This window comes from Rhodanobacter aciditrophus (assembly GCF_042679525.1).
Taxonomy (GTDB): domain Bacteria; phylum Pseudomonadota; class Gammaproteobacteria; order Pseudomonadales; family Marinomonadaceae; genus Marinomonas; species Marinomonas aciditrophus.
Genome location: NZ_JBHTMN010000018.1, coordinates 46,190 through 69,610, shown reverse-complemented (window position 1 = coordinate 69,610; position 23,421 = coordinate 46,190). Strand labels below are relative to the sequence as shown.

The 23,421-nt window shown below is 46.3% G+C and carries 24 protein-coding genes; 13 read left to right on the top strand and 11 right to left on the bottom strand.

Annotated features, from left to right (window positions below; all coding sequences use genetic code 11):
• The first annotated feature begins 19 nt into the window (after positions 1–19).
• The 7 genes from ACFQ45_RS15370 (at position 20) to yfaE (ending at position 6,539) form a co-directional block, all read left to right on the top strand.
• Positions 20–361 (top strand): histidine triad nucleotide-binding protein, encoded by a 342-nt coding sequence (locus ACFQ45_RS15370; protein WP_377369264.1) that lies wholly within the window; start codon positions 20–22, stop codon positions 359–361.
• 12 nt (positions 362–373) lie between these two features.
• Positions 374–1,012: a 2-polyprenyl-3-methyl-6-methoxy-1,4-benzoquinone monooxygenase gene (coq7, locus tag ACFQ45_RS15365; RefSeq protein ID WP_377369262.1), complete on the top strand. Its 639-nt coding sequence runs from the start codon at positions 374–376 to the stop codon at positions 1,010–1,012.
• 4 nt (positions 1,013–1,016) lie between these two features.
• The gene (pdxH, locus tag ACFQ45_RS15360; RefSeq protein WP_377369260.1) at positions 1,017–1,658 is read left to right on the top strand and encodes a pyridoxamine 5'-phosphate oxidase; all 642 of its coding nucleotides are present in this window, start codon (positions 1,017–1,019) and stop codon (positions 1,656–1,658) included.
• 113 nt (positions 1,659–1,771) lie between these two features.
• Positions 1,772–2,482 (top strand): heparan-alpha-glucosaminide N-acetyltransferase, encoded by a 711-nt coding sequence (locus ACFQ45_RS15355; RefSeq protein WP_377369258.1) that lies wholly within the window; start codon positions 1,772–1,774, stop codon positions 2,480–2,482.
• A gap of 286 nt (positions 2,483–2,768) precedes the next feature.
• Positions 2,769–5,033 carry a class 1a ribonucleoside-diphosphate reductase subunit alpha gene (gene nrdA / locus ACFQ45_RS15350; RefSeq protein ID WP_377369256.1) on the top strand — a complete coding sequence of 755 codons (2,265 nt, stop codon included), beginning with the start codon at positions 2,769–2,771 and terminating at the stop codon, positions 5,031–5,033.
• A 101-nt stretch (positions 5,034–5,134) separates the two neighbouring features.
• On the top strand, positions 5,135–6,268 hold the full coding sequence (gene nrdB, locus ACFQ45_RS15345; protein ID WP_377369254.1) for a class Ia ribonucleoside-diphosphate reductase subunit beta: 1,134 nt from the start codon (positions 5,135–5,137) through the stop codon (positions 6,266–6,268).
• The gene (gene yfaE, locus ACFQ45_RS15340; protein ID WP_377369252.1) at positions 6,249–6,539 is read left to right on the top strand and encodes a class I ribonucleotide reductase maintenance protein YfaE; all 291 of its coding nucleotides are present in this window, start codon (positions 6,249–6,251) and stop codon (positions 6,537–6,539) included. Before nrdB ends, yfaE begins: the two co-directional genes overlap by 20 nt.
• On the opposite strand, the gene ACFQ45_RS15335 is transcribed toward yfaE, so the two are convergent.
• Positions 6,536–7,162 (bottom strand): CDP-alcohol phosphatidyltransferase family protein, encoded by a 627-nt coding sequence (locus tag ACFQ45_RS15335; protein ID WP_377369250.1) that lies wholly within the window; start codon positions 7,160–7,162, stop codon positions 6,536–6,538. The genes yfaE and ACFQ45_RS15335 overlap by 4 nt on opposite strands.
• An 88-nt stretch (positions 7,163–7,250) precedes the next feature.
• On the opposite strand from ACFQ45_RS15335, the gene ACFQ45_RS15330 reads away from it, so the two are divergent.
• On the top strand, positions 7,251–8,012 hold the full coding sequence (locus tag ACFQ45_RS15330) for an alpha/beta fold hydrolase (RefSeq protein ID WP_377369248.1): 762 nt from the start codon (positions 7,251–7,253) through the stop codon (positions 8,010–8,012).
• On the opposite strand, the gene ACFQ45_RS15325 is transcribed toward ACFQ45_RS15330, so the two are convergent.
• Genes ACFQ45_RS15325 through ACFQ45_RS15315 form a run of 3 tightly spaced genes read right to left on the bottom strand, consistent with a single transcriptional unit; the run spans position 7,986 to position 11,762 of the window.
• Complete coding sequence (locus ACFQ45_RS15325; RefSeq protein WP_377369247.1) at positions 7,986–8,882, bottom strand: hypothetical protein; 897 nt, start codon at positions 8,880–8,882, stop codon at positions 7,986–7,988. The two genes, ACFQ45_RS15330 and ACFQ45_RS15325, sit on opposite strands and share 27 nt — an antisense overlap.
• 15 nt (positions 8,883–8,897) lie before the next feature.
• Positions 8,898–10,892, bottom strand: a complete 1,995-nt coding sequence (locus tag ACFQ45_RS15320; protein WP_377369245.1) for a TonB-dependent receptor plug domain-containing protein — start codon at positions 10,890–10,892, stop codon at positions 8,898–8,900.
• Positions 10,893–10,898: 6 nt separating this feature from the next.
• The gene (locus ACFQ45_RS15315; RefSeq protein ID WP_377369243.1) at positions 10,899–11,762 is read right to left on the bottom strand and encodes a prephenate dehydratase; all 864 of its coding nucleotides are present in this window, start codon (positions 11,760–11,762) and stop codon (positions 10,899–10,901) included.
• Positions 11,763–11,856: 94 nt separating this feature from the next.
• Here ACFQ45_RS15315 and yidD point away from each other — a divergent pair, with 94 nt between their 5' ends.
• Complete coding sequence (gene yidD / locus ACFQ45_RS15310; RefSeq protein WP_377369241.1) at positions 11,857–12,144, top strand: membrane protein insertion efficiency factor YidD; 288 nt, start codon at positions 11,857–11,859, stop codon at positions 12,142–12,144.
• Here the strand turns inward: yidD and ACFQ45_RS15305 are convergent.
• The 4 genes from ACFQ45_RS15305 to ACFQ45_RS15290 all read right to left on the bottom strand — a co-directional run bounded on the left by ACFQ45_RS15305 (position 12,116) and on the right by ACFQ45_RS15290 (position 16,249).
• On the bottom strand, positions 12,116–12,757 hold the full coding sequence (locus ACFQ45_RS15305; protein ID WP_377369240.1) for a LuxR C-terminal-related transcriptional regulator: 642 nt from the start codon (positions 12,755–12,757) through the stop codon (positions 12,116–12,118). The genes yidD and ACFQ45_RS15305 overlap by 29 nt on opposite strands.
• Positions 12,758–12,784: 27 nt before the next feature.
• The gene (acs, locus tag ACFQ45_RS15300) at positions 12,785–14,743 is read right to left on the bottom strand and encodes an acetate--CoA ligase (protein ID WP_377369238.1); all 1,959 of its coding nucleotides are present in this window, start codon (positions 14,741–14,743) and stop codon (positions 12,785–12,787) included.
• A 105-nt stretch (positions 14,744–14,848) separates the two neighbouring features.
• Positions 14,849–15,604: a class I SAM-dependent methyltransferase gene (locus ACFQ45_RS15295; protein ID WP_377369236.1), complete on the bottom strand. Its 756-nt coding sequence runs from the start codon at positions 15,602–15,604 to the stop codon at positions 14,849–14,851.
• A 33-nt stretch (positions 15,605–15,637) separates the two neighbouring features.
• A complete protein-coding gene (locus tag ACFQ45_RS15290; RefSeq protein WP_377369234.1) occupies positions 15,638–16,249 on the bottom strand; it encodes an HAD family hydrolase in 612 nt (203 codons plus the stop codon).
• 141 nt (positions 16,250–16,390) lie between these two features.
• Here ACFQ45_RS15290 and ACFQ45_RS15285 point away from each other — a divergent pair, with 141 nt between their 5' ends.
• From ACFQ45_RS15285 to ACFQ45_RS15270, 4 genes are all read left to right on the top strand, one after another.
• Positions 16,391–16,960 carry a DUF4402 domain-containing protein gene (locus tag ACFQ45_RS15285; RefSeq protein WP_377369233.1) on the top strand — a complete coding sequence of 190 codons (570 nt, stop codon included), beginning with the start codon at positions 16,391–16,393 and terminating at the stop codon, positions 16,958–16,960.
• Positions 16,961–17,026: 66 nt separating this feature from the next.
• On the top strand, positions 17,027–17,452 hold the full coding sequence (locus ACFQ45_RS15280) for a DUF4402 domain-containing protein (RefSeq protein ID WP_377369231.1): 426 nt from the start codon (positions 17,027–17,029) through the stop codon (positions 17,450–17,452).
• 2 nt (positions 17,453–17,454) lie between these two features.
• Positions 17,455–18,303: a fimbrial biogenesis chaperone gene (locus tag ACFQ45_RS15275; RefSeq protein ID WP_377369229.1), complete on the top strand. Its 849-nt coding sequence runs from the start codon at positions 17,455–17,457 to the stop codon at positions 18,301–18,303.
• A 3-nt stretch (positions 18,304–18,306) separates the two neighbouring features.
• Positions 18,307–21,243 (top strand): hypothetical protein, encoded by a 2,937-nt coding sequence (locus ACFQ45_RS15270; protein ID WP_377369227.1) that lies wholly within the window; start codon positions 18,307–18,309, stop codon positions 21,241–21,243.
• Between the two features lie 15 nt (positions 21,244–21,258).
• Here ACFQ45_RS15270 and ACFQ45_RS15265 read toward each other — a convergent pair whose 3' ends face one another.
• The 3 genes from ACFQ45_RS15265 to ACFQ45_RS15255 are packed head-to-tail and all read right to left on the bottom strand — an operon-like array spanning position 21,259 to position 23,208.
• Positions 21,259–22,002, bottom strand: coding sequence for an SPOR domain-containing protein (locus tag ACFQ45_RS15265; RefSeq protein WP_377369225.1), 744 nt, complete (start codon positions 22,000–22,002; stop codon positions 21,259–21,261).
• Between the two features lie 28 nt (positions 22,003–22,030).
• Positions 22,031–22,477, bottom strand: a complete 447-nt coding sequence (locus ACFQ45_RS15260; RefSeq protein ID WP_377369223.1) for a YqaA family protein — start codon at positions 22,475–22,477, stop codon at positions 22,031–22,033.
• 23 nt (positions 22,478–22,500) lie between these two features.
• Positions 22,501–23,208: a phosphatase PAP2 family protein gene (locus tag ACFQ45_RS15255; protein WP_377369221.1), complete on the bottom strand. Its 708-nt coding sequence runs from the start codon at positions 23,206–23,208 to the stop codon at positions 22,501–22,503.
• Positions 23,209–23,421 lie beyond the last annotated feature (213 nt).

Genomic DNA, 23,421 nt, shown 5'->3' with positions numbered 1-23,421 from the left:
CACATGACTAGGAGATTCCATGGATTGCTTATTCTGCAAACTTGTTAACGGCGACATCCCCGCCACTATTTTGTACCAAGATGACGATGTCATTGCATTCGAAGACATCGCACCACAAGCGCCAACACATTTTCTTGTGATCCCCAAAAAACACATTACAACACTCAACGACATCACCCTAGAAGACGCTCCGGTCATTGGTAAACTGCCCTTAGTAGCCGCCCAGGTGGCGAAAGAAAAAGGCATTGCTGAAGACGGTTACCGTGTTGTGATGAACTGCAACGAAATGGGAGGCCAAACGGTTTACCATATTCATATGCACGTACTGGGCGGTCGCGACATGACTTGGCCTCCAGGCTAAACAGGAAAACCCATGATACGACTCAACAGATTAGATAAAGCCGTTTTACAGCTAGATAGAGCGTTACAAACCTTGGTGCCAAACGCTGCAACATCCGCGCGGCCTTCCCCTGCCCTATCGCAGTTGGACGCCGAGCTGACGCCTGAACAAACCAAGCATGCCACAGGCTTGATGCGTATCAACCATACGGGAGAAGTGTGCGCTCAGGCCTTATATGCGGGCCAAGCCACCACAGCAAAACTAGAGACTGTCCGTGAGGAAATGGAGCACGCAGCAGACGAAGAAATTGATCACCTAGTATGGTGTGAGCAGCGTTTGTATGAATTGGGAAGCCGCCCAAGTGTTTTAAATCCATTGTTTTATGGGGCCTCCTTCTGCATCGGCGCAGGGGCTGGATTGATCAGCGATAAACTCAGCCTTGGGTTCGTTGCCGCCACAGAAGACCAAGTGTGCCTTCACCTAGATAAGCATATGGAAGCCCTCCCAGCCGAGGATCAACGCTCTCGATCCATCTTAGAGCAAATGCACATAGACGAAGCAAAACATCGCCAGATGGCATTGGATTCTGGGGGCTACCAGTTCCCACAACCTGTAATGAAGATCATGACCCAAATTTCGAAAGTTATGACGTTCTCAACTTACCGGATTTAATACTATGAATCGCGACCTACAATCCTTACGCCGGGATTACCAATTTGATGACCTGACCGAAGCCGCAGCGGGTGATGACCCGCTAGCACTGTTTGATACTTGGTTGGATACCGCCATCGATGCTTGCCCAGATGATCCAACAGCCATGATGTTAAACACGGTGGACAGCAACAACAAACCCCATAGTCGCATTGTGCTGCTGAAACAGCGCCAAGGAGATGGCTTTAGCTTTTTCACCAACTATGACAGCAGTAAAGGCACTGACATTGCCAACAACCCAAACGTAGCGCTGACATTTTTTTGGCCAGCTTTATCTCGCCAAGTTCGTATTGAAGGAACCGCTACGAAAGTGGATCGCGCGGTCTCCGAAGCCTACTTCGCTACTCGCCCAAAAGGGAGCCAACTGGCGGCATCGGTTTCGCGACAAAGCAAAGTCATTGACTCCCGTGCAGTCCTCACTGAAGAGTTCAGCAAGCTTGAGCAAACCTTTGCCGACCAAGAAGTGCCTTGCCCACAAAACTGGGGCGGGTACACGGTCAAAGCAAATTTAATTGAATTCTGGCAAGGTCGTCCCAGCCGTCTTCATGATCGTATCGTATTCGAAGCAACGGATAACGGATGGCAGAAGTCACGCAAAGCCCCTTAAGGGGCTTCTTTAACATTCAGCTGTCTTACAAGAGATGGGAAGCAACGGCTTGCATCTCTTTGTCATGTGGGGCTGCTAAGCTCCTTATCTCAACGATCGACTAAGGATCCCCATTGCCAGCCCATCGCCTCGACATGAAACGCTCATCACTATTAGATGCTTATCGTGGACTTGCTGTGCTACTGATGATGGTGTTCCATTTCTGTTGGGATCTGAAAACCTTCGGCTATATGAGCTACTCCCTACAAGATCCCTTTTGGGTCGCTTTTCGCTACGTGATCCTAACCTTATTTTTAAGCGCCGTTGGCTGGTCCAGCTATGTTGCTGTTCAAGGGAGCCAAGCCCCCCATAAATTTCTATTAAACCTGTCAAAAATAGGACTGTCAGCCATTGCGATTTCAATTGGCAGCTACTTGGCACTTCCTAATCAATGGATTTTTTTTGGCATTTTACATTTCATCTTTTTAGCCGCTATTTTGGTACGCCCTTTTGCTGTGCATCCCATCATTGGATGCACTCTTGGGGTGGGAATTGTCGTGGCTACCTATGCCACCCCAGAATTTGACCCGAGCATCATCCGCTCTTGGTTCACCGAGCAAGGGGCCCCCAGATATACCCTCGACTACATTAGTCCTCTCCCTTGGACTGGCGTAGTCTTGATTGGCCTGATTCTTGGATACTATAAGGTCGAACATTTAGCGCTACCTAAATGGCTGGAATTAAAGTGGATCTGTTATCTAGGACGACACGCTTTAGTCGTCTACCTCACCCATCAATTGGTACTTTATCCACTGGTGGCAGGGGTCCATCTGATCAGCAACTGATCAGTATTTAAACAGCCAGAAATCACTTAAAAAAAAAGAAAAAATATCTCCTAAAGGCTTGCTTTTGACTCGTTTCAGAAACGAGAGGGATAGACATGTAAGTGAACACTTCAACCACTCTTTAGGTCAAAAAATCAAACTTTTGCAACTCTTGATTTTAATGGGATTCAGCACTATTGTTCGTCACATCAAATGACAAATTACACTACATCTAGTATCAAGCAGTGATTCTAAATACTATATACAGTATATTCACAGGATTACGACAGGAATGGGAATCTAAGGCATGAGCACTCTTACAGTTACAAAGCGTAACGGAACCACTGAGAACATTAACCTTGATAAAATCCACAAGGTTGTCACTTGGGCGGCTGAAGGATTAGACAATGTCTCCGTTTCCCAAGTTGAGCTAAAAGCTCAAATTCAATTCTTTGAAGGGATTCGCACAACAGACATTCACGAAACATTAATCAAATCTGCTGCGGACCTTATCTCTGAGGACGCTCCGGATTACCAGTACCTAGCGGCTCGCCTAGCCATTTTTCACCTGCGTAAGAAAGCCTTTGGTGAATTTGAGCCACCGCACCTGCAGGCCCATGTACAAAATCTCGTTGAACAAGGTCGTTACGACAGCCAGATCTTGGAGTACTACACCACAGAAGAGCTAGATACTATTAATGGCTTTATCGATCACTCCCGTGATATGAACTTCTCCTATGCGGCCGTTAAACAACTAGAAGGTAAATATCTGGTTCAAAACCGTGTCACTGGTGATATCTACGAAAGCCCACAATTTATCTACATTCTTGTAGCAGCGTGTTTGTTCGCTGAATATGAAAGCAGCCAACGTTTAGATCTTATCAAACGCTTCTACGATGCGGTTTCCCAATTCAAATTGTCTTTGCCGACACCGATCATGTCAGGCATCCGCACTCCAACTCGCCAGTTCAGTAGCTGTGTGTTGATTGAATGTGGCGACTCACTTGACTCCATCAATGCCACGTCGAGCGCCGTCGTTAAATACGTCAGTCAACGTGCCGGTATTGGTATCAATGCTGGTGCCATCCGTGCGCTGGGCAGCCCAATTCGTGGCGGTGAGGCATTCCATACTGGCTGTATCCCGTTTTACAAGCACTTCCAGACAGCTGTGAAAAGCTGTTCCCAAGGGGGTGTACGTGGTGGCGCAGCAACAGTGTTCTACCCTATTTGGCACCTTGAAGTAGAAAGCCTTCTAGTGCTGAAAAACAACCGTGGTGTAGAAGAAAACCGTGTCCGTCATTTGGACTATGGCGTTCAGTTCAACCGTCTGATGTACCAGCGCTTGATCAAAGGTGGCAACATCACTCTGTTCAGCCCATCTGATGTACCAGGTTTGTACGATGCCTTCTTTGCTGACCAAGAAGAATTCGATCGCTTGTACGAAATGTACGAAGCCGATGACAGCATTCGCAAACGCTCCATGAAAGCTTCTGAGCTGTTCACCCTATTTGCTTCTGAGCGTGCGAGCACTGGCCGAATATACCTACAGAACGTTGACCACTGTAATACACACAGTCCGTTCGATCCGAAGGTTGCACCGGTTAAACAAAGTAACTTGTGTCTTGAGATTGCTCTGCCAACCAAGCCATTGAATAAGATCGACGATCCAGAAGGTGAAATCGCCCTATGTACTTTGTCGGCTTTCAACTTGGGTGCCCTAGAGAACCTAGACGAACTAGAAGAGCTTTCTGAGCTTATCGTTCGTGCCCTAGACAGCCTATTGGATTACCAGAACTACCCTGTTCCAGCAGCGCAACGTGCCACTGAACAGCGTCGTACATTAGGCGTTGGCGTTATCAACTACGCTTACTACCTTGCCAAAAACGGTGTCCGCTACTCCGATGGCAGCGCTAATGAGCTGACCCATAAAACGTTTGAAGCGATTCAATACTTCCTATTGAAAGCCTCTAACAAGCTGTCTAAAGAATTTGGTCCTTGCCTTGGTTTTGACGAGACAACCTATGCCAAAGGTATTCTGCCAATCGATACATACAAGAAAGATCTGGATGCTATTGTGTCTCCTGAACTTTACTACGATTGGGAAACTCTTCGTACCGAGATCAAAACACATGGCTTGCGTAACTCAACACTGACAGCGCTTATGCCTTCTGAGACGTCTTCTCAGATCAGTAACGCCACTAATGGTATCGAGCCACCACGAGGTTTCGTTTCTGTTAAAGCCAGTAAAGACGGAATCCTGAAGCAGGTTGTACCTGAGTTCGATCGCCTTAAACAAAACTACGAATTGCTTTGGACCATTCCAAGCAACGATGGCTACCTACAATTGGTTGGCATCATGCAAAAATTCGTAGACCAAGCAATCTCAGCGAACACCAATTATGACCCGCAGAAATTCGAGTCTACTAAGGTGCCTATGAAGCTGATTCTGAAAGACCTGTTGACCGCTTATAAACTAGGCGTTAAAACTCTGTACTACCACAACACACGTGATGGTGCAGACGATCAACAAGACGACATGAATGACTGTGCTGGCGGCGCATGTAAGATCTAAATCACCCGGCCCTGCGTACCTTTGTACGCAGGGCATTTTTCCGCCCAGAATATTTTATTTTTAATGGTTTGAAATACGCCTTTTAAGGACCTCTTTCATCAATGAGTTACTCTACTTTTAATCGCAAAAAATTTGATAGCCTTCAAGAACCCATGTTTTTTGGCGAAAACGTCAACGTTGCACGTTACGACCAACAAAAACACCCTATCTTTGAAAAGCTTATAGAAAAGCAGCTGTCATTCTTTTGGCGCCCAGAAGAAGTAGACCTTTCTAACGACCGTAAAGACTTCCTGAAGCTTGCTGAACACGAGCAGCATATCTTCTTGAGCAACCTAAAGTACCAGACACTACTAGACAGTGTTCAGGGCCGCTCACCAAACGTTGCTCTACTGCCTATTGTTTCTCTACCAGAGCTAGAAACTTGGATCGAAACCTGGTCCTTCTCTGAAACCATTCACAGCCGCTCTTACACGCACATCATTCGTAATATCGTCAACGATCCGACTAAAGTCTTTGACGACATCATCGTTAATGAAGAGATCGCAAAACGTGCTGTCAGTGTGTCTAAGTTTTACGACAACCTGATTGAGATGGTGAACCTTTACAACACCTTAGGGGAAGGTACCCATGAGGTACCAGAGAAAGGCCCAGTTGAAGTGACCATGTACACCCTGAAAAAGGCACTGTACTTGACCCTAGCGTCTGTCAACGTGCTAGAAGCCATCCGCTTCTACGTGAGCTTTGCGTGCAGCTTCGCCTTTGCAGAGCGTACCCTAATGGAAGGTAATGCAAAAATCATTAAACTGATTGCACGTGACGAAGCCCTTCACCTAAACGGCACCCAGCATATGCTGAACCTTATGGCGGCAGGTCGTGATGATCCAGAGATGGCCACCATTGCCCAAGAATGCCAACAAGAAGTCGCTGAGATCTTCATCGAAGCCGCACAGCAAGAAAAAGATTGGGCAACTTACCTTTTCAAAAACGGTTCAATGATCGGTCTAAACGCTCAGATCCTAGGTCAGTATGTTGAATACATCACCAATGTTCGTATGCAAGCCATTGGTTTGGAGCCGTACTTTGAAACCAAGAACAACCCAATCCCATGGATCAATGCATGGCTTGTGAGCGACAATGTTCAAGTTGCACCACAAGAAGCAGAAATCAGCTCTTACTTGGTCGGCCAAATCGACAACGATCTAGATGAGACGGATTTTGACGACTTCGACCTCTAATACAGAACACGAAGATCGCCCCGTACACCGGGTACTACTCGGGAAGAAGCAAATTCTCGTCACCGAAGACGAAGCGCTTCTTCCCCAGCTTGAAAGGGCTGGGGTGCTAGTGGAGTACCAATGTCGTGAAGGGTATTGCTCCTCTTGCGCCATCAAGTTGCTTTGGGGCAAGGTACACTACCCTATTGAGCCCCTTGCATGGGTGCAAAGTGGGTACATGTTGGCCTGTTGCGCCATTGTTAAAAGTGATATTGAAATCGCCTTTTTCTAAGGCGATTTTTGTTCTGCCTGACTAACCGTGCGATAAGCCGCCAAGATGCGGGTCACAGTGGTAATCAAACAAAGAATACCAAAGCCTATTGCAAGATACGCAAAGTATTGCGGCAATAGACACATGACCACAAAAAACGCGATGGTTTCCGCGCCTTCCGTAATCCCACCTAAAAAATACAAAGACTTCTTACCGTATTCCAAGGTGGTTATGCCGTGCTTTTCCGCCATGATAGCAAAGGCCAAAAAGCTGCTACCTGTCCCCATAAAGCTGAAAATCAAAAAGCTGGCAGCCAACGCATTGGTTGCAGGATTTGCCAAGGCAAAGCCCAGTACCACCCCAGAGTAGAAAATAAAATCCAACACTATGTCCAAATAGCCGCCCGCATCGGTCGTGCCTGAGAGCCTTGCTACCGCCCCATCGACCCCATCCAAGACTCGATTCAACAGAATGGCAAACAACGCCCATAGATACGCCTCAAGGCTAATGGCCAGCACTCCCATCATGCCAATAACAAATCCTACCAAGGTCACCTGATCTGCTCGTACACCATAGCGTACCAACAGGTTGGCCACCCTTCTTAATGGCTTATGTGTGAGTGGCATTAAATACTTATCAAACACGAAATCTATCCTTTATCTATCGGTGCGAATTATTAGACGAGTTTGATACCATATTGTCACACCATTGCTTACCTCTAAGGGAAATTTAATGATTCATGCAAAACAATATGGCAGCGATAAACCTGCTTTGGTTGTCCTCCACGGCTTATTTGGCAATGCAGACAACTGGCACTCCCTTGCGCAAAAGTGGCAGGAAGATTTCACCGTATATTGTTTAGACCTGCCAAATCATGGCAAATCTTCCAACCTCTCTCCTGTGTCATACAAGAAAATGGCGGCCGAGATCAACAGCTGGATGGAGGAACAGTCATTAGAGAACATCTTTTTGCTTGGACACTCCATGGGAGGTAAGGTGGCCATGCAGTTGACCCACGATTTCCCTGAGAAGATCAAAAAGCTGATTGTGGCCGATATTGCACCAGTGGATTACCAAGCCAGCCATTTAGAGATATTTAAGGGGCTGACTGAGATTAACGAGCAACACCCCCATAGCCGTAAGGAAGCGGATCAAATCCTAGCGCCCCATGAAGAAAACATGGGCGTGCGTCAGTTTCTTCTGAAAAACCTGCAACGGGGTGACGAAGGCTTTTATATCCACTTAGGTTTAGAGGAACTGAAAGAAGGCTATGACAGCATACTCGCCAAGCCAGAAATAGACAAAGCAACAGACACAAGCACCCTATTCATCAAGGGAGAGCATTCCCCTTATATCCAAGCCAAGTTCCAAGAGCAAACGCTCGCACTCTTTCCCAATGCCAGTGTGAAGATGATTCCCGACACGGGTCACTGGCTGCATGCGGAAAAACCTGTACCTTTTGCAGGCTTAGTAAAGCGGTTCCTCACAACCTGATTCAGGGCACACCCCAAACTCGCTTAGCAGGAAAGCATCCGTTGGCAACACCAACCCATACATCCTAATGAGGTATGGGTTAAACACCACTTGAAGACCTGCTGGGTAAGCGGGTGGCAGTAATCGGGAGCTTTGTTCGAAACTCTGAAGCTGATCCGCTACGGCTTCAAGCTTTCGTGACGTACTGCTGTATAAGGCAAACAATGCCCCCGCTTTCACCAACTGAAGGGAATGGGCTGAAAACAATTTTTTCTTTTGAAACATTAGACGAATGGCGTCTTTTGAGAACTGACTGTCGAACAACTCTGAGTCATAAACCGACATCACCAAATCAGACTCTTCTAACGCGCTACTGAGAGATCGCAAGGAGGCTGCTCGCCCTTCTTCCACCGCAACAAAATTCACTTCACGCCCCAAACGCTCTGCTTCCACTCGAATGACTTCGGTCTGAACAGGTAGCGCTTTACTGTAAATAAAAGCGATCGGAGAACGCCCTTCCCAAAAAGAATTAAGCACCTGCAGTCGCAATGCAACCGGCGCTCCAGAAAACACAGCACTGGCTTGCCCAATGCAGGATTCGGCGGCAGAGTAAAACTCCTCTTCACCAACAAACACCGCAATCACATTGGGAATATTAGGCTGCTCGCAAACAGTTTTGAAACTTGAGAGCCCTACTGCCATGACCACATCGTCCGGATCGAAGGGACGCTTTACATCCCTGAGAACACTCACGGATAAGTCGAAATTAGATTCGAAATTTAACGCCAACACATGGGCAACCGTCTCTCTTCCTTCATGGTAGACGTAGGTTTGCCCTTGCACTGAAGCAAAACTTAAACAGCTTATGAGTATGAGAATAATCCGTTTCATCATCTCTCGATTTATTTAAAAATTTAAATTGGCGAACAAGTAATATCTTGTCCGATTACTCGAAATATTGTTTTTTCTAATATATGAATTTTCATCCAGCCGTTTACTCCCCCCTAAACCAGCACTGAAATCAATCTTTTCATTAGAAACCTTATAGGCAAGCCAAGTATTTAATAACTTGTAGTCATACTCCGCCATATCTTCTCCATAAATATAGCTGGTATTAAACCAAATGTTTTCGTGTAGCGGTGCACTTATGAACAAGGTCGTAACCAATGGCGCTACAGTCACCAATAACTTTTCTTCTTCCGTCTGGGTATCTTGGTAGGCAGCGGTCGCTCGGACCATGGCCCCATTGGAATGGCGCCAATCCACCTCAAACTCTACCCCTTCAATGTCTGCATCATAAGTGTAGCCACGACTTAAACTACCGTCCGCCACAGCATCTTCGTATTTTTTAGTGGAGGGCACCAGCTTACGCAGCTCTTCCCGATAGAAGGATAGATCATAGGTCAAACCCAAACGGGGTACATGCTGAAAATAGCCAATTTCATAGGAGGTAATCTCTTCCGCCTCTTCTCCTGATGCATTCGCTGGTATCGAGCGTATCCCATTGAATACATAAGACCATTGGGCCTGCTGGTCATACAAATCTGGCGTACGATACGCTTTTGATACATTGGCTCGAATGGAAGCCTGTGGGGTTAGTTTAAGGGTGGCACCCAATTGCGGCGAAACATATTCTCCCGTTAACTTACTGTGCTCCCACATGACACCGCCATTGATAATCAATGGATCTAAAGCACGATAACTTAAGTTAGAAGAAGCTCTGAGAAGCTCTTCCGTATAACCGCCGTTAAAGTATGTCTTTGAATACACTTCGTCCTGACGATAAGACAAGGTATTCACAAACCGATAATCATGATTAGGGGTCCAAGTACTTTGCAACTCAATATCATGGCGGGTTTCTTTTAAGTCTGTGACCAAGTCCCCATAATAAATAGTACTGTTATCAACGCTCTGCCCAAACAGCGTGTTGAGGACAATCCCAGCCACGCCAATATCATGGGTTTCTACCTGATCAGATTTTTCATAAAAATATTGAGCTTTTAGTGTGTGTTCCGGGGACAGCACCCCTTCCCATGCCGTCTTGAAGTGCTCCCGTTGATAATCTAACTCAGGCTCATCGTCCACATAGGACACCCCTGTGGTTCGAATTTTGCCCACCACCGCATCCAATTGAGTGACCCCTAGGTCAAAATCAATGGTTTGCTTCTCATCTTCATACACGACCAGCACGTTACCGGTACTGCGCTCATGGCCGTCTTGGCGCGCATTGCCATCAAAGTCTTCTTCATACCCCGCCACATAGCCTTTTGAGCCGGACGCTCGAACACTCCAGTTATCCTTGATCGCACTGTGCTGGGCATACAGTCTCGAATCAAAACCATCTGCGGAATACTGCCCCATGCCATGACTGATATTCACACTTGAACCAAGTGTTTCAAGAGGGCTTCGGGTAATAATGTTAATGACCGCTAGAAAGGAGTTCACACCGTAACTGGAGGCATTAGGACCACGGTTGACCTCAATACGCTCTATGTCTTCAACATTCACAGACAGAGCAGCCCAATCCACACGTGCATAAGCTGAACTGTAAACCGAGCGGCCATTAACCAGTACTTGGATCCGTCGATATCGGTCTAACTCAGTACCATGGAACACCGCAATCTTATCGTAAGAATTAGAATAAGGGCCGACAAAAAAACCAGGAACAAAAAACAGTAGGTCTTCCACATATTGGATGTTCGTCCGACGAATGAACTCTCCATCTAAAATAGACAAGGTCGAAGACACTTCTACCCGAGGTTGCTCCACTTTTGCAGGGGTCACTACTACCGGGATATCTTCAAAAATTAAGCTATCAAGGCTATCAAGACCTTCAAGCTCCTGAGCAGTACCAGTGGTCACTATGAAACCCAAAAAGAGTCCAAATAGTTTACGAGTCATATCACCTCAAATCCGATACGAGTCTGCATAATAGGTCCCTAAAATACGCAAATCTTCAGAAAAAAACCTAAGCTCTTCTAATGCTGCCTGCATGCTTGGTGATTGAAAGTGGGCTTCTACATCCACATAAAACTGAGTCGCTGTAAACTGGCCATCTAGCATATAGCTTTCCAGCTTCAACATATTGATTCCGTATGTCGCAAACCCTCCCATAGCCTTATAAAGCGCTGCAGGAATGTTACGAACTTTGAACATAAAGGAGGTGATGTAGCGCTGTCCCTCCTCGTAAACGGGCATTTTTTGCTGTTTTGAAAACACCAAAAACCGTGTGGTGTTACCCGCCACATCATTAAAATGTTCTTTGAGGATGGTTAGCCCATAGAGCTCTGCTGCAAGTGATGAGGATATCACTGCTAAACCCTGCTCTTGAGACTGGGCCAATAATTTGGCTGCTCCCGCTGTGTCATACATGGCCACAGGGGTAGCATTCAGCAATTGGATATTATTGGAACATTGAGCCAAGGCTTGGGGGTGACTGCCAATACGCTCAATAGCGTCTAATGACAAGCCAGAAGTACCGATGAGGCAGTGGTTAACCGGCTCGAAATGCTCTTTCACCACATACAGTTCGGTGCCCTTGAGCTCCCGGTAGATTTCTTCCACTCGCCCTGCTGTCGAGTTTTCCACCGGTATCATGGCATAATGGGCAACGCCTTCTTCGACTTTTTTAAGGGCTTGGGTGAAACTGGCGCAATGGATCATATGCCAATCTGGAAAGCAGTGTTTACACGCCAAATGGGAATAAGCCCCAGGCTCTCCTTGATAGGCTACCACTTGATCCACATTCAAAATATTATAAGAGTCGCTCATCCTACCGCCACCTGAGATTAAGACCGAAGAAACAGTACCAAATTTATGCACGTTTCAACACAAAATTGACAATAAAAGTAATGATCCCACCTATATGAAGCAGACATCGAGACGTATTTTTATAAAATTGGTTAAGGGTTACCAGTATTTGATAAGTCCAATACTGGGTAATAACTGTCGTTACTACCCCACCTGCTCGGCATACATGATAGAGGCAATCGAGCGATTCGGTATCATTAGAGGCACATGGATGGGATTAAAAAGGCTGTCTCGTTGCCACCCATTCCATGAGGGAGGCATTGATCTAGTGCCCGAAAAGAAGTCCAAGCACTCTAATCAATGTGGTTGTGGCACTAAATCAACTGAAGATTCAGATCGCTGACAACGAGTACTGCTTGGGTACGGTTATTGATTTGTAGCTTTCTAAAAATAGCCGTTATGTGGGCCTTAACCGTCGCTTCGGAGATGTTCAGTTCGTAGGCAATCTGCTTGTTTAATAAACCTTCATGCAGATAACACAAAACCTTGTATTGCTGCGGTGTCAATTCAGCCACTCGGCGCTGCATATCTAGATTAGGAGCAGGAAGGTTATCTAGCTGCTCCGACATGCCATCCGGCAACCAAAGATCTCCTTCTAAAATAGAGGATATGGCTTGAGCATACACCTTGGGTTCACAGGTTTTCGGGATAAAACCCAGGGCGCCCGCCTCGATAACATTGGCAACAACGGCAATCTCTTCACTGCCTGAAATAACGGCGATCGGAACATCTGGGAAATCTGACCGAATACGTATTAAGCCATAAAGATCCCCTGCCCCAGGCATATTAAGATCTAAAAGAAGCAAATCCACATCAGGATTCGCTTTTAAAGCACCTAATGTGGATTCTAGATCTTGTGACTCCTGAATCTCTACGTCACCAATTTGATCTCGTAGCGCACCCGTCAGTGCGCTACGAAACAGTGGATGGTCATCCGCGATAAGAAGTGAAATCACTCGCTTTCCTTAACAAAGACATATGGTTTAGCTATTTAACCTATTATCGATTAAATCATCAACCACACTTGGGTCTGCTAAGGTACTTGTGTCACCTAATTGGTCGTGTTCGTTGGCAGCAATCTTGCGCAAAATTCGACGCATGATTTTACCGGAACGAGTTTTAGGTAGGCCAGTAGTCGCCCAATGTACAAGATCTGGAGTCGCGATAGGACCGACTTCTTGGCGCACCATCATCTTGACAGATTTTGTCAGCTCTTCATCCGGTTCTACACCAGCATTCGGAATAATGTACACATAGATACCCTGACCCTTCAGGTCATGGGGGTAACCCACCACTGCGGCTTCTGCCACAGCTGGATGCGCCACCAAGGCACTTTCAATTTCTGCCGTGCCTAGACGGTGACCCGAAACGTTCAGTACATCGTCCATTCGTCCGGTAATCCAGTAGGCACCGTCCGCATCACGTCGAGCACCGTCTCCGGTGAAGTATTTGCCTTCAAACGTACTGAAGTAGGTCTGCTCAAAACGCTCATGATCACCATAAACGGTACGGGATTGGCCTGGCCAAGAATCTAGGATAACCAAGCCTCCTTCCACTTCTACACCCATTTCAGTGATTTCATTGCCCTCTGCATCAACCAATGCAGGTTGCACCCCATACAAAGGAGACGTACAAGAACCTGGCTTAGGATTGGTTTCCGTTACTCGAGGGGTCATCATCAAACCACCGGTTTCAGTCTGCCACCAAGTATCCACAATCGGGCATTTACCGTTACCAATATTTTTGTGGTACCACACCCAGGCTTCTGGGTTGATTGGTTCACCCACACTGCCCAGCACGCGCAGAGAATCACGGGAGCTGGTCGCCATGGGTTCATCGCCCTTAGCCATCAAGGCACGAATGGCCGTTGGTGCCGTATACAGTTGGGTCACTTTAAATTTGTCGACCACTCGTCCAATACGTCCAGAATCAGGGTACGTTGGCACCCCTTCAAACAGTACACTGGTCACGCCATTTGCCAGAGGCCCGTAGACCATGTAGCTGTGACCGGTAATCCAACCCACATCTGCCGCACACCAGTAAATGTCATCAGGCTTGATATCAAATACAAGGTCATGAGTCAGCGAGGCATACACTAAGTAACCACCCGTTGTATGCACAACACCTTTTGGCTTACCTGTCGAACCAGAAGTGTAAAGGATGAACAATGGATCTTCCGCGTTCATAGCCTCTGGTGCCGCCTCGGTGCCTTCTTGTGCAGCAAGTTCAGCCCAATCCAAATCTCGACCTTCGACCCAGTTCACATCCGCTTTGGTGTAGCGGTAAACGATGACGTTTTCTACTGATGGACACGCATTATTTTCAAGGGCCTTATCGACATTGTTTTTAAGAGGGACGGTGTTACCCGCACGCTTACCCTGATCAGCGGTCAAAACCACTTTCACTGAACAGTCGTTGAGTCGATCAGCAATCGCTGAAGCAGAGAAGCCTCCAAAGATAACGCTGTGGATCGCGCCGATACGAGCACACGCTAACATAGCGTAAGCTGCCTGTGGGATCATCGGCATATAGATGGCAACACGATCACCTTTTTGGACCCCTTGCTTACGTAATAGGTTGGCAAGTCGCCCTACTTCATCGTGCAGAGTTTGATAGGTGACAATACTGTCTTCGCCTTCCACGTCCCCTTCAACATAGAATGCGACTTTATCGGCTTTTTCAGGTAAATGGCGGTCAATACAATTGTAAGCGGCGTTTAACTCACCGTCTTCGAACCATTTAATACTCACATTGCCACGGGCAAAGCTGGTATTTTTAACCTTTGTATAAGGCTTGATCCAATCGATTCGCTGGCCTTCTTTACGCCAAAACTCTTCTGGATTAGAAATGGATTCTTGGTAGCGTTGTTCGAATTCTGCTTGGCTAACATTCGCATTGGAATAAGTGTAATCCATCTGCTCTGTGTAGGAAGATTGTGACATGACTGGCTCCATTGTTATTTTTAATCGGATGCTTTAATCCACTATAAGCCATGAACAATTGTAGGCTATCCCACTTTAGTCTAACGCATGTCACCACATGATCTGTTAGTTCGGGTCAGCTTCTTTAAATTGTCCGGCATAAACAAAAAATGGCAGTTTCACATTTTGCTTTTTCTGAGGGTTTTGCCAAACCTCAGCCACGGCAGACTCTGCCTGTAAAATCCGTTCATCCCCATGGTTTTCCACCATAATTTGTGCCGCGGACCAAGTGCGCATAAAAGCAAATGCCTGAGACATGGTCCAACGGCATTTAAGATCAAACTCAGGGGTTTCTATTGTTTCAAACGGGAATTCAATCGCACGATATTGCTCCCGCAATAACGCAGTTTTCTCAGGCCAGTGAGGTTTAAGAATTGATAAAATATGTTGCCTGACCGCTGTATCTAATTCCGATTCAAACTGAGCCCAGTTGTATCCCCAGATAAAGACTTTACCCCCCGGTTTTAATACCCGTTTTACCTCAACCCAAAAGGCGTCTAACTCAAACCAATGAAGCGCATGGGCAACACATACGGCATCAAAATGATTATCTGGAAAGTGGGTCGACTCAGCAGGTTGCACTGTGTAATTCACATGCCGGTGAGGCGTGGCTTTTGCGATCTGAGCTTCTGAAATATCCGTTGCTTCAACCTGGGAAAAATAGGCAGCAAGATCAATAGAAGCCTGTCCTGTGCCACAGGCACAATCCCATACTCTTTGCGTATTAGGCACCTGACGGCTCAACCAAAAATACAACTCCGCTGGATAAGTTGGTCGAACTCTTGAGTAGATGGCTGAAGTAGACGTATCGAACGTGCGCATAGGTTAGGACTCAGACAACAGGTTTAAGGGGAGTTAAGCAATAATATTATAGTTATAAAGTATTTTTCTGGCGCACTCGACACCTTTCACTTGCTCTCCATGCATTCCCAATTTTCGTGCACTTTCTATGTTCAGCCAATTATCATCGAGAAACAAAATACGTTCTGGCGCAACGCCGAGATCATCGATAACGCGATGAAATATCTTGTCATCAGGTTTCACATGGCCTTCTTGGTTGGAAGCAAAATAACTGTGAAACTGCCCCGCTAATCCCATCTCATCTAATATACGTCCCCAATGGGCATCATTAGTATTGGAAAGCACGGCTTTATGATAGACCGGTGGTATTTGATGCAAGAGTTCTTTAGCACCATCAAATAAGCCAACCGGCCAATCAATAAACGCCTGAATAAACTCTTTAGAAGATCGATCACTTTGCATTTCTTCTAATAAGCCCTCTGCAAACTGCTCTAAAGAGATTAACCCGCGGTCAAAGGCTTTCACTGCGGGAGAATGTAACCACTTTTCCCACATAACAGACTCGTCTTTTGCATTCACCTGAAAAATAGAGCTAAAGCGTTCACTTCCGCCCAAATCGACCAATACATTACCAAGGTCAAATAACACAACATCTATAGTGCCCAAATAAACTCCTTACAGAACAACTAGGTAATATGGATTACAAATAATCACTTAGCGCCACTAGATAAACATTTACTTTGATTAAAGTTTTAGTAAACAATGTCGACATAACATGAGGGATTAACATTTTACACAGGAAACGCTATGAGAAACTCACTTAAATACATGGCTATTTCTACACTGGTTCTGAGTACACCTTTTTGCGTTGCTGAAACAGCAACTCAGACAGCCAGTGTTACCGTACAGAATGCCATTACCATTACCCCTGGCGACATTCTTGATTTCGGCACAGTCTACGCTTTAGCAGATACATCTGGCACCACAGTTGCCACTTTAACCATACCTTCCGATGGCGGTACTTCAACATTCACAGCCACCACTCCCTCGACTGCAAACCTAGTCGAAATCGCTGCGGGGGCTCCAGCAACGTTTACTGTATCCGGAGTAGCCCCTAATACAAATCTAACGCTCAACTTACCAACTTCGGCCATCACCTTGTCAGGCTCTAACTCCGCCACTTTCACAGTTGACTCATTTGAAGCAACTGTCACGACCAGCACAGCGACCGCTTACACTAGTGGTTCACCGAATTTAGCGACAGACTCTACGGGCAATGCGACTTTTGCTGTAGGCGCCACATTAAGCACAACTAACGTAGCGGCTTATACTGATGAAACCTACAGCGGCACTTTTTCTGTGGAAGTAGTTTATTAAGTCTAACGAATGTTGTTGTTGAGAATACCAACCGGCGCAGCACGAGCCATAACCTGGTTCGCCGCTGTGTCGTGTGGAAACACATTCGCCGATATCACCCAGTTAACGCCATTATCGTTTGGTACCGTTGCTGTCTCCGATAACACTGCAGTGCAGACCATTAACGTTACAACCTCAGGGCGAGCATATTACTCTAGCTATGTGCACCCTATTGAAGACGCCCAGCGGGGTGTTTATTTGCTTTCTAACTTTCCTACGAATCAGGTCTTATCGGTTACAACACAAGTCATTTCATCTACTTCAACTAGCAGCCAAGCCTCGACCGAGCAATTCTCCCTAACCAATGTGAACACCACAACCTATATCACCACCGATGCATCAGGTGAAGCGACTATCTACGTGGGAGGCACCTTAAGCACGTCGGGCAGTGGCTCTTCAGCCTTTAGCAACACGCAATACACCGCCCAATTTCAAATAACGGTCAATTATTAATTATGCTCCAATCTCTTTTTTTTCATATCAAAACAGCCGCATTGGTTTTGCTACTTGGTCTATCCGTTGCCCCTAGCTTTGCAGACATACTTATCTCCCCAACCCGTATTACACTGGATGAACGTAACCGGTCCGCCGCAATTACCCTGATCAATCCTGGCAATGAAACTCGTGCCTATAGGATCGGATGGAAGCAACTCATTGCCCTACCCCAGGGTGGGTATCGGGAGCTGACTGAACAAGAAAAACAGCAGTTTTCTTCCATTGAGCGCATTATTCGCGTCAGTCCAAAGCAGGTTACCCTTCAACCCGGCCAACGCCAAACCGTAAAACTATTGTTACGAAAACAACAAGGAATGATGGATGGAGAGTACCGCTCACATTTAACGCTCACAGCCCTACCCCCTTTAGAGAAGAAGGCCGCCCCCAAGCAGCAAGGCCCCAGTTTCCAACTTAACATGCTGACAAGTTACACCTTGCCGATCCTATACCGAGAGGGCAAATTATCGGTAAACCCGAGCATCACTAATCTTTCTTTAGTTACCCAAAAAGATTCAGGCATCACTTACATCAAGGTGGCATTTACCCATAGGGATAAATTTAGTTCCCATGGTCGCTTGATTGCCCTATGGCAACCGAAAGGTGGCAGCCAAAGACAGGTGGGCATTCTTAATGGTTACAACCTATACCCAGAAACCCCAAACGCTCAGATCCAGTTTCCTTGGGAGTCATTCAAGCTTGAGCCAGGTACTCTTACTGTCAGGTTTGAGGGACAACAGGAGTTCTCGGGGCAAGTCTTTAGCACTAAAACACTCACCATCACTCCCCAGATGATTAGGTCAGTCCAATAACCTATGCTACGCCTTTGGAGTCTAATTTTACTATTTTTGCCAACCCTTGGGGTTGCTGCATCCCCCCTTGAGCAATTACGTGACAAATATCGCGAGATTGATGCAGGTAGAGTGGAACTCCCTAGCGTTACAACCCCCATTGCTCCTTTGACAGCAGACCCATCATTGGCATTTGTTCGCATACCCGATGGTGAAGAACTGATCCTAAACTTGACCTATCAAAAACACAGTCTGGGGGATATTTTTGCCATTAAAACCTCCGATGGCGCGCAAATCAGTCTGACTGACTTTACTCGGGCGTTGGATTTCCCAATAGACGTTAATATTGCCCAAGCTAACGCTCAAGGCTGGGCTAGATCTCCAGAGTTTAAGTTTTCTCTAAGTACTCAAGAGGACGATCAAAGTTGGAGCATAGTGTCTGGCACCGAAAAAATGACCGCAACACAAGCAGATATCACCCTAGACGGCGATATTTATGTGGATACCCAGTTGTTAGAAAACTGGTTCGACCTAGCACTGATTGTGAATTACCAGGATTTATCTGTGTCAGTCGTACCAAATACTCCCATTCCCCTAGCTGGAAAATTGGCTCGGCAGGGCCGCTTCGATAGCTTACAAGTATTTAGTAATGAGCCTAAGTACCCACTGCAAGAATACGGCTACTCTCCCATCAGCAGGCCTGTGCTCGATATTCAGTTTCGCGCCAGCACAGCTGAAAACAGCCCCGATTCCCATTCCATGTCAGTCTTAGGCGCTAATGATTTGGCGTATTTTAATACTCAGTACTACTTCACCACTGATGCTGAAAATGACTTAGGGGATGCACGACTATCAGCCTCCCGCTACTCACTCGAAGGGGAATTGCTAGGACCTTTAAGTGCCACAGAAGTACAATTTGGTGATATTCGTGCCACTCGGATTAGCCCGCTCAATGCCGACCCTATTTCCCGAGGGGCGCGAATTAGCAACAGCCCCCTAACCTACCAAGGGGGTAACAGCATTGACCTTACCGGTGATATTCAGCCTGGATGGGATGTGGAGATCTATCGCAACAAGTTACTGGTGGCCAGCCAGATAAATGTTCAGGACGGTCATTACTTTTTCCCCAGTCTACCGCTGGTATTCGGAAACAACGAAATTGAAGTGGTCTTTTATGGCCCTCAAGGGCAAATTGAACGGGATTTTAGAAGCTATTACGTCAGCACCACCAGCAGTGAACAAGGTGAGTTCCGATACGATATTTCTGTCGTAGATGAAGGCTCTCGACTGCTAGATAAATACATTGAAAACACCGATGAAAAACGAGATAGGCTTCTGAGTGCGAAACTTTCTTACGGTCTAACGGATTGGTTCAACCTATATGGCGGCATCAAGCAATACAACAACTCAGAGTTCTCTAATCTGGATGAAACCTCCTTTGGATCCGAGCTGGCATTGTTTGGCAAAGCCTTGTTATCGATTGATTTATTGGACCAAGAAAATGACCAGCACCGTCGCCTGTATCAATTGGATACCCTATTAAGCGGACAATCCGTCAGCTTAATCAATCGTGAGAGTCGCGTTTACGATAGCGAAAACATGGTATGGAATGACTTTAAGTCCCAAGAAGCGCGGATAACCGGAGCACTGTCAAATATTGGCTTATCCTATCAGCAATCAGTCGAATACCTTCAAAATAACGACCAAAACTATTATCGATTAACTAATCAATTAGGTACTCAACTGGGCCGCAGCTACCTCAGCAACCGTTTGGTATGGCTCAGTAATAACGACAACTTAACCACTGGGGATATGCAACTGCAGCGCTACCTAAATGGTTATTTTTGGCGCATAGGCAATCGTTATACCGCCCACCCTGACACAGAAATAGACAGCCTCTACACAGAACTAAGTGGCGACCTCTCTGAGGATACCAGCGGTCGAATCGGCTACACCCGAGATTTTAACAATGATAACAACATCACCAACCTGTCTTTTAGCTGGCGCCCTAATGAATTCAGCCTAACATCTCGACTGGACTTTAATGACAACAGAGGCTGGTCTGCGGGACTATTAGGGCAGATCAGTATTGGAAGCACTTCTAATAGAGTATTCGCTTCAAATCAAACCCTCGTCAATCAAGGCAGTATCTCTGCTTTTGTTTACCATGATCGTAATAATAATGGTGTCTTTGATGGCTCAGATTCGCCGCTACCTGGTGTCGAAGTATTTAGCACTCCGTCCATCAAACAAGCCACTACAGATGGGTCAGGCGTTGCCATATTACCGTCCTTAGCAGCCTTCAAACAAACCGATATTGATATTAACGAAACAACCTTACCAGACCCCTATATGATCCAGCGAAACTCAGGAGTCTCGGTACGCCCCTCTCCGGGAGCCATACAAAGACTGGAAATTCCTATTGTCGTATCCGTTGAAATAGAGGGAACGGTAAGAGAACTCAAAGAAGCAAATACCTCCTCCCCTTTAGCCTATGTACCTATTGAAGTCATTGATCAGTTCGGCATCACCATCAAAGAGTTGCTATCAGAGTTTGATGGCTACTATCTGATCAACAACCTGCCACCTGGAAATTATAGCATTCGAGTAAAACAAGCTTACCTCATTGAGAATGACTGGCTCACACCGAGTCCTGTCACCATCGATGGCACCAGTAAAGACGTCATTAGTGGTCAAGATATCATCCTACGTAAGGCGTTTAATCAACCTGGTTACAGTGCATCACTGGGTGAATTCTCATCAATTGAGACGCTCAACAGTTACTGGAAAGTACTCAATCAAAAATTCCCGAAGCTGCAAAACTTCGAACATTTTTATGCCCATTCGAACGGACAATACACCTTGTATGCAGCCTTTAATAAAGACCGACAATCAGCCGACAGAGTTTGCGAGATAGTTAATCCAGCCAACTGCTCTGTGAAGAGAATAAGACGGCGCTAACGCACCGCCCTGTGTTTACAAACTTAGGAAGGGGTCGCCTTTGTAACGGGTCACTAAGCAGTCCTGCTGCATTTGTTTCAGCATATTGCAAAAGTCGTCACCATAGGCTTTTTTCAAGAAAGGACCCACAATAAGCTGATAATAGGTTTTACCCTTCACCTCAGATCGGTGTATTAAAGGAGCCGTATCAACAAATTCTTCTGGGTACATGCGACTCATTTTGCGCCAGCCCTGGCGGGCAAGAGTTTCGTTGGCATAGGCCGCTAACTGAACACCAAAATATGGGAAGTCACGGTTCTTTTCTTCCTCCCCATAGAAACTCGCCGTCACAGCATCTTTTGGCGGCGCTTGCTTAAATGGCGATATGTTCGATGGCTCCGGAGTCGCCATGGGATCAGGCTCTTTAGCTTGGCTTGAGCCATTACCATTTGGCATATCTGCCAGTGCAGCACTTGGCAACACAGGTGCTGACGAGGTGTTTTCACCTTCCATATCGTCAGAAGCAACCACCGGCGCCTGCTGGGTCAAGCTGTCTTGTGACTCAGGTACGGGCTCCAAAGATTCCACTATCAATTTGAGGTCTGCCTCAAGCGCCAGCACTCGCTCAAGTTGGGGCTTCATGGCCTCCCACTCCTGTTGCTGCGCTTGCAAAGCGGACTGTAGCTGGGCATTGCTCATCACATCTGGATCTTGCTTTTGCGACGCGCACCCCACCATGACCACACAACCAGTAAGAGCCAATAATTGAAATCGTTTCATATAAATACTCCCAATTGACAGGCCCATATTACGATAAAAGAAAGGCGTTTGTCCCATGCACCAATGCTGCATAGCGAGCTGCCTTTCCAATTAAAATCAAAATGGCAGAGTTTAATAGGGGTAACTTGGCAACACCCGCCGCAAGGCAAAGGGCATCTCCAATAATCGGTAGCCAGCTTAACAATAAGCTCCATTGCCCGAACCTCGTAAAGGTGCTTTGAACCCGCTCAAGCCCTGTTTGATTGACCGGAAACCAGCGCCGATCCTGATATTGAAGTAGATAACGCCCCAACCACCAATTGGTCAAGCCGCCTAAAGTATTGCCGACTGTTGCGGTAAAGAGTGCCAACACACTGGCGTCTGGATGCGCCGCAACCAAGGCCAATAAAATGACTTCGGAGCCCCCTGGGAGCAGTGTTGCGGCGAAAAAAGAAGTGAAAAAAAGCCCGACAAGTTCAGGCATTAAGTCGATCATAGAAACAAAGTCCCCTAGGAGACTTATTTCACAACCTCTGGATTTAGCGGCTCTTTATCTTTTGGAGAGATATCCCCAGAGCCTAAAATAAGCTTAGCCATGACCCATGCTGAGGCATAGCAAATGTAACCTGAGAACACGATATCACTTAAGAAGTGCCCTCCTTGTAACACTCGTATCCCACCTACAAACAAGCCCATGAACAGTCCAAACGTCAGCCACATCCGACTTTGGAGCACCCAGCCTAACGCAATGAAAGCAAACCCCATGGCCGCATGACCACTGACAAAAGAGCAATTACGTTCGCATTGATCAGATATAACCCAAGCAGGGGTAAAAGCTTTATCACCGCCTAACTCAACCACATGACGAGGGCGAGCCCGATCCCAGTTATCCTTAAAGCCAGTATGAACAATAATACCTGGGCCGATTAATAGAAATGCGAGCATAAAATACCACTTACGGCGATTTCGCTTATTCCAATCCGGTGCTGCTTTAAACAACGTCATAATCGATAACCACAGAAGTACAGGCACGATCACAGCGGGCATTTCTTTAAACAACCAATAAATAAATTTAACGAAAGGAACATCGTTAGCAGGGAAGCTGCCCGTAACAGGGTTATAAAACCACGAAGAAACGACAACATCGATATTTGGCCAGCCAAGGAAAATGATCAAACAAATAATGAAACTGATGGAGGCATAGCCAAATGGAAAAGGAATCTTCATATCTATTTTTCTGAAATTAACAGCTTTGTTTTTGGTACTCGAGTTTTAAACAGCATTGGAACTAGGTCATCCATTACCAAAACGCTGATTACTCGATCCAGTGTAAACCAAATTACCCCGGATTGGATATAAAAAATCGCCATTAGTTCCACACACTGTTCACATTTGGAAATTAGAGTAGACTCATAGTTCTGGCCGCTGAAAGATCGTAGG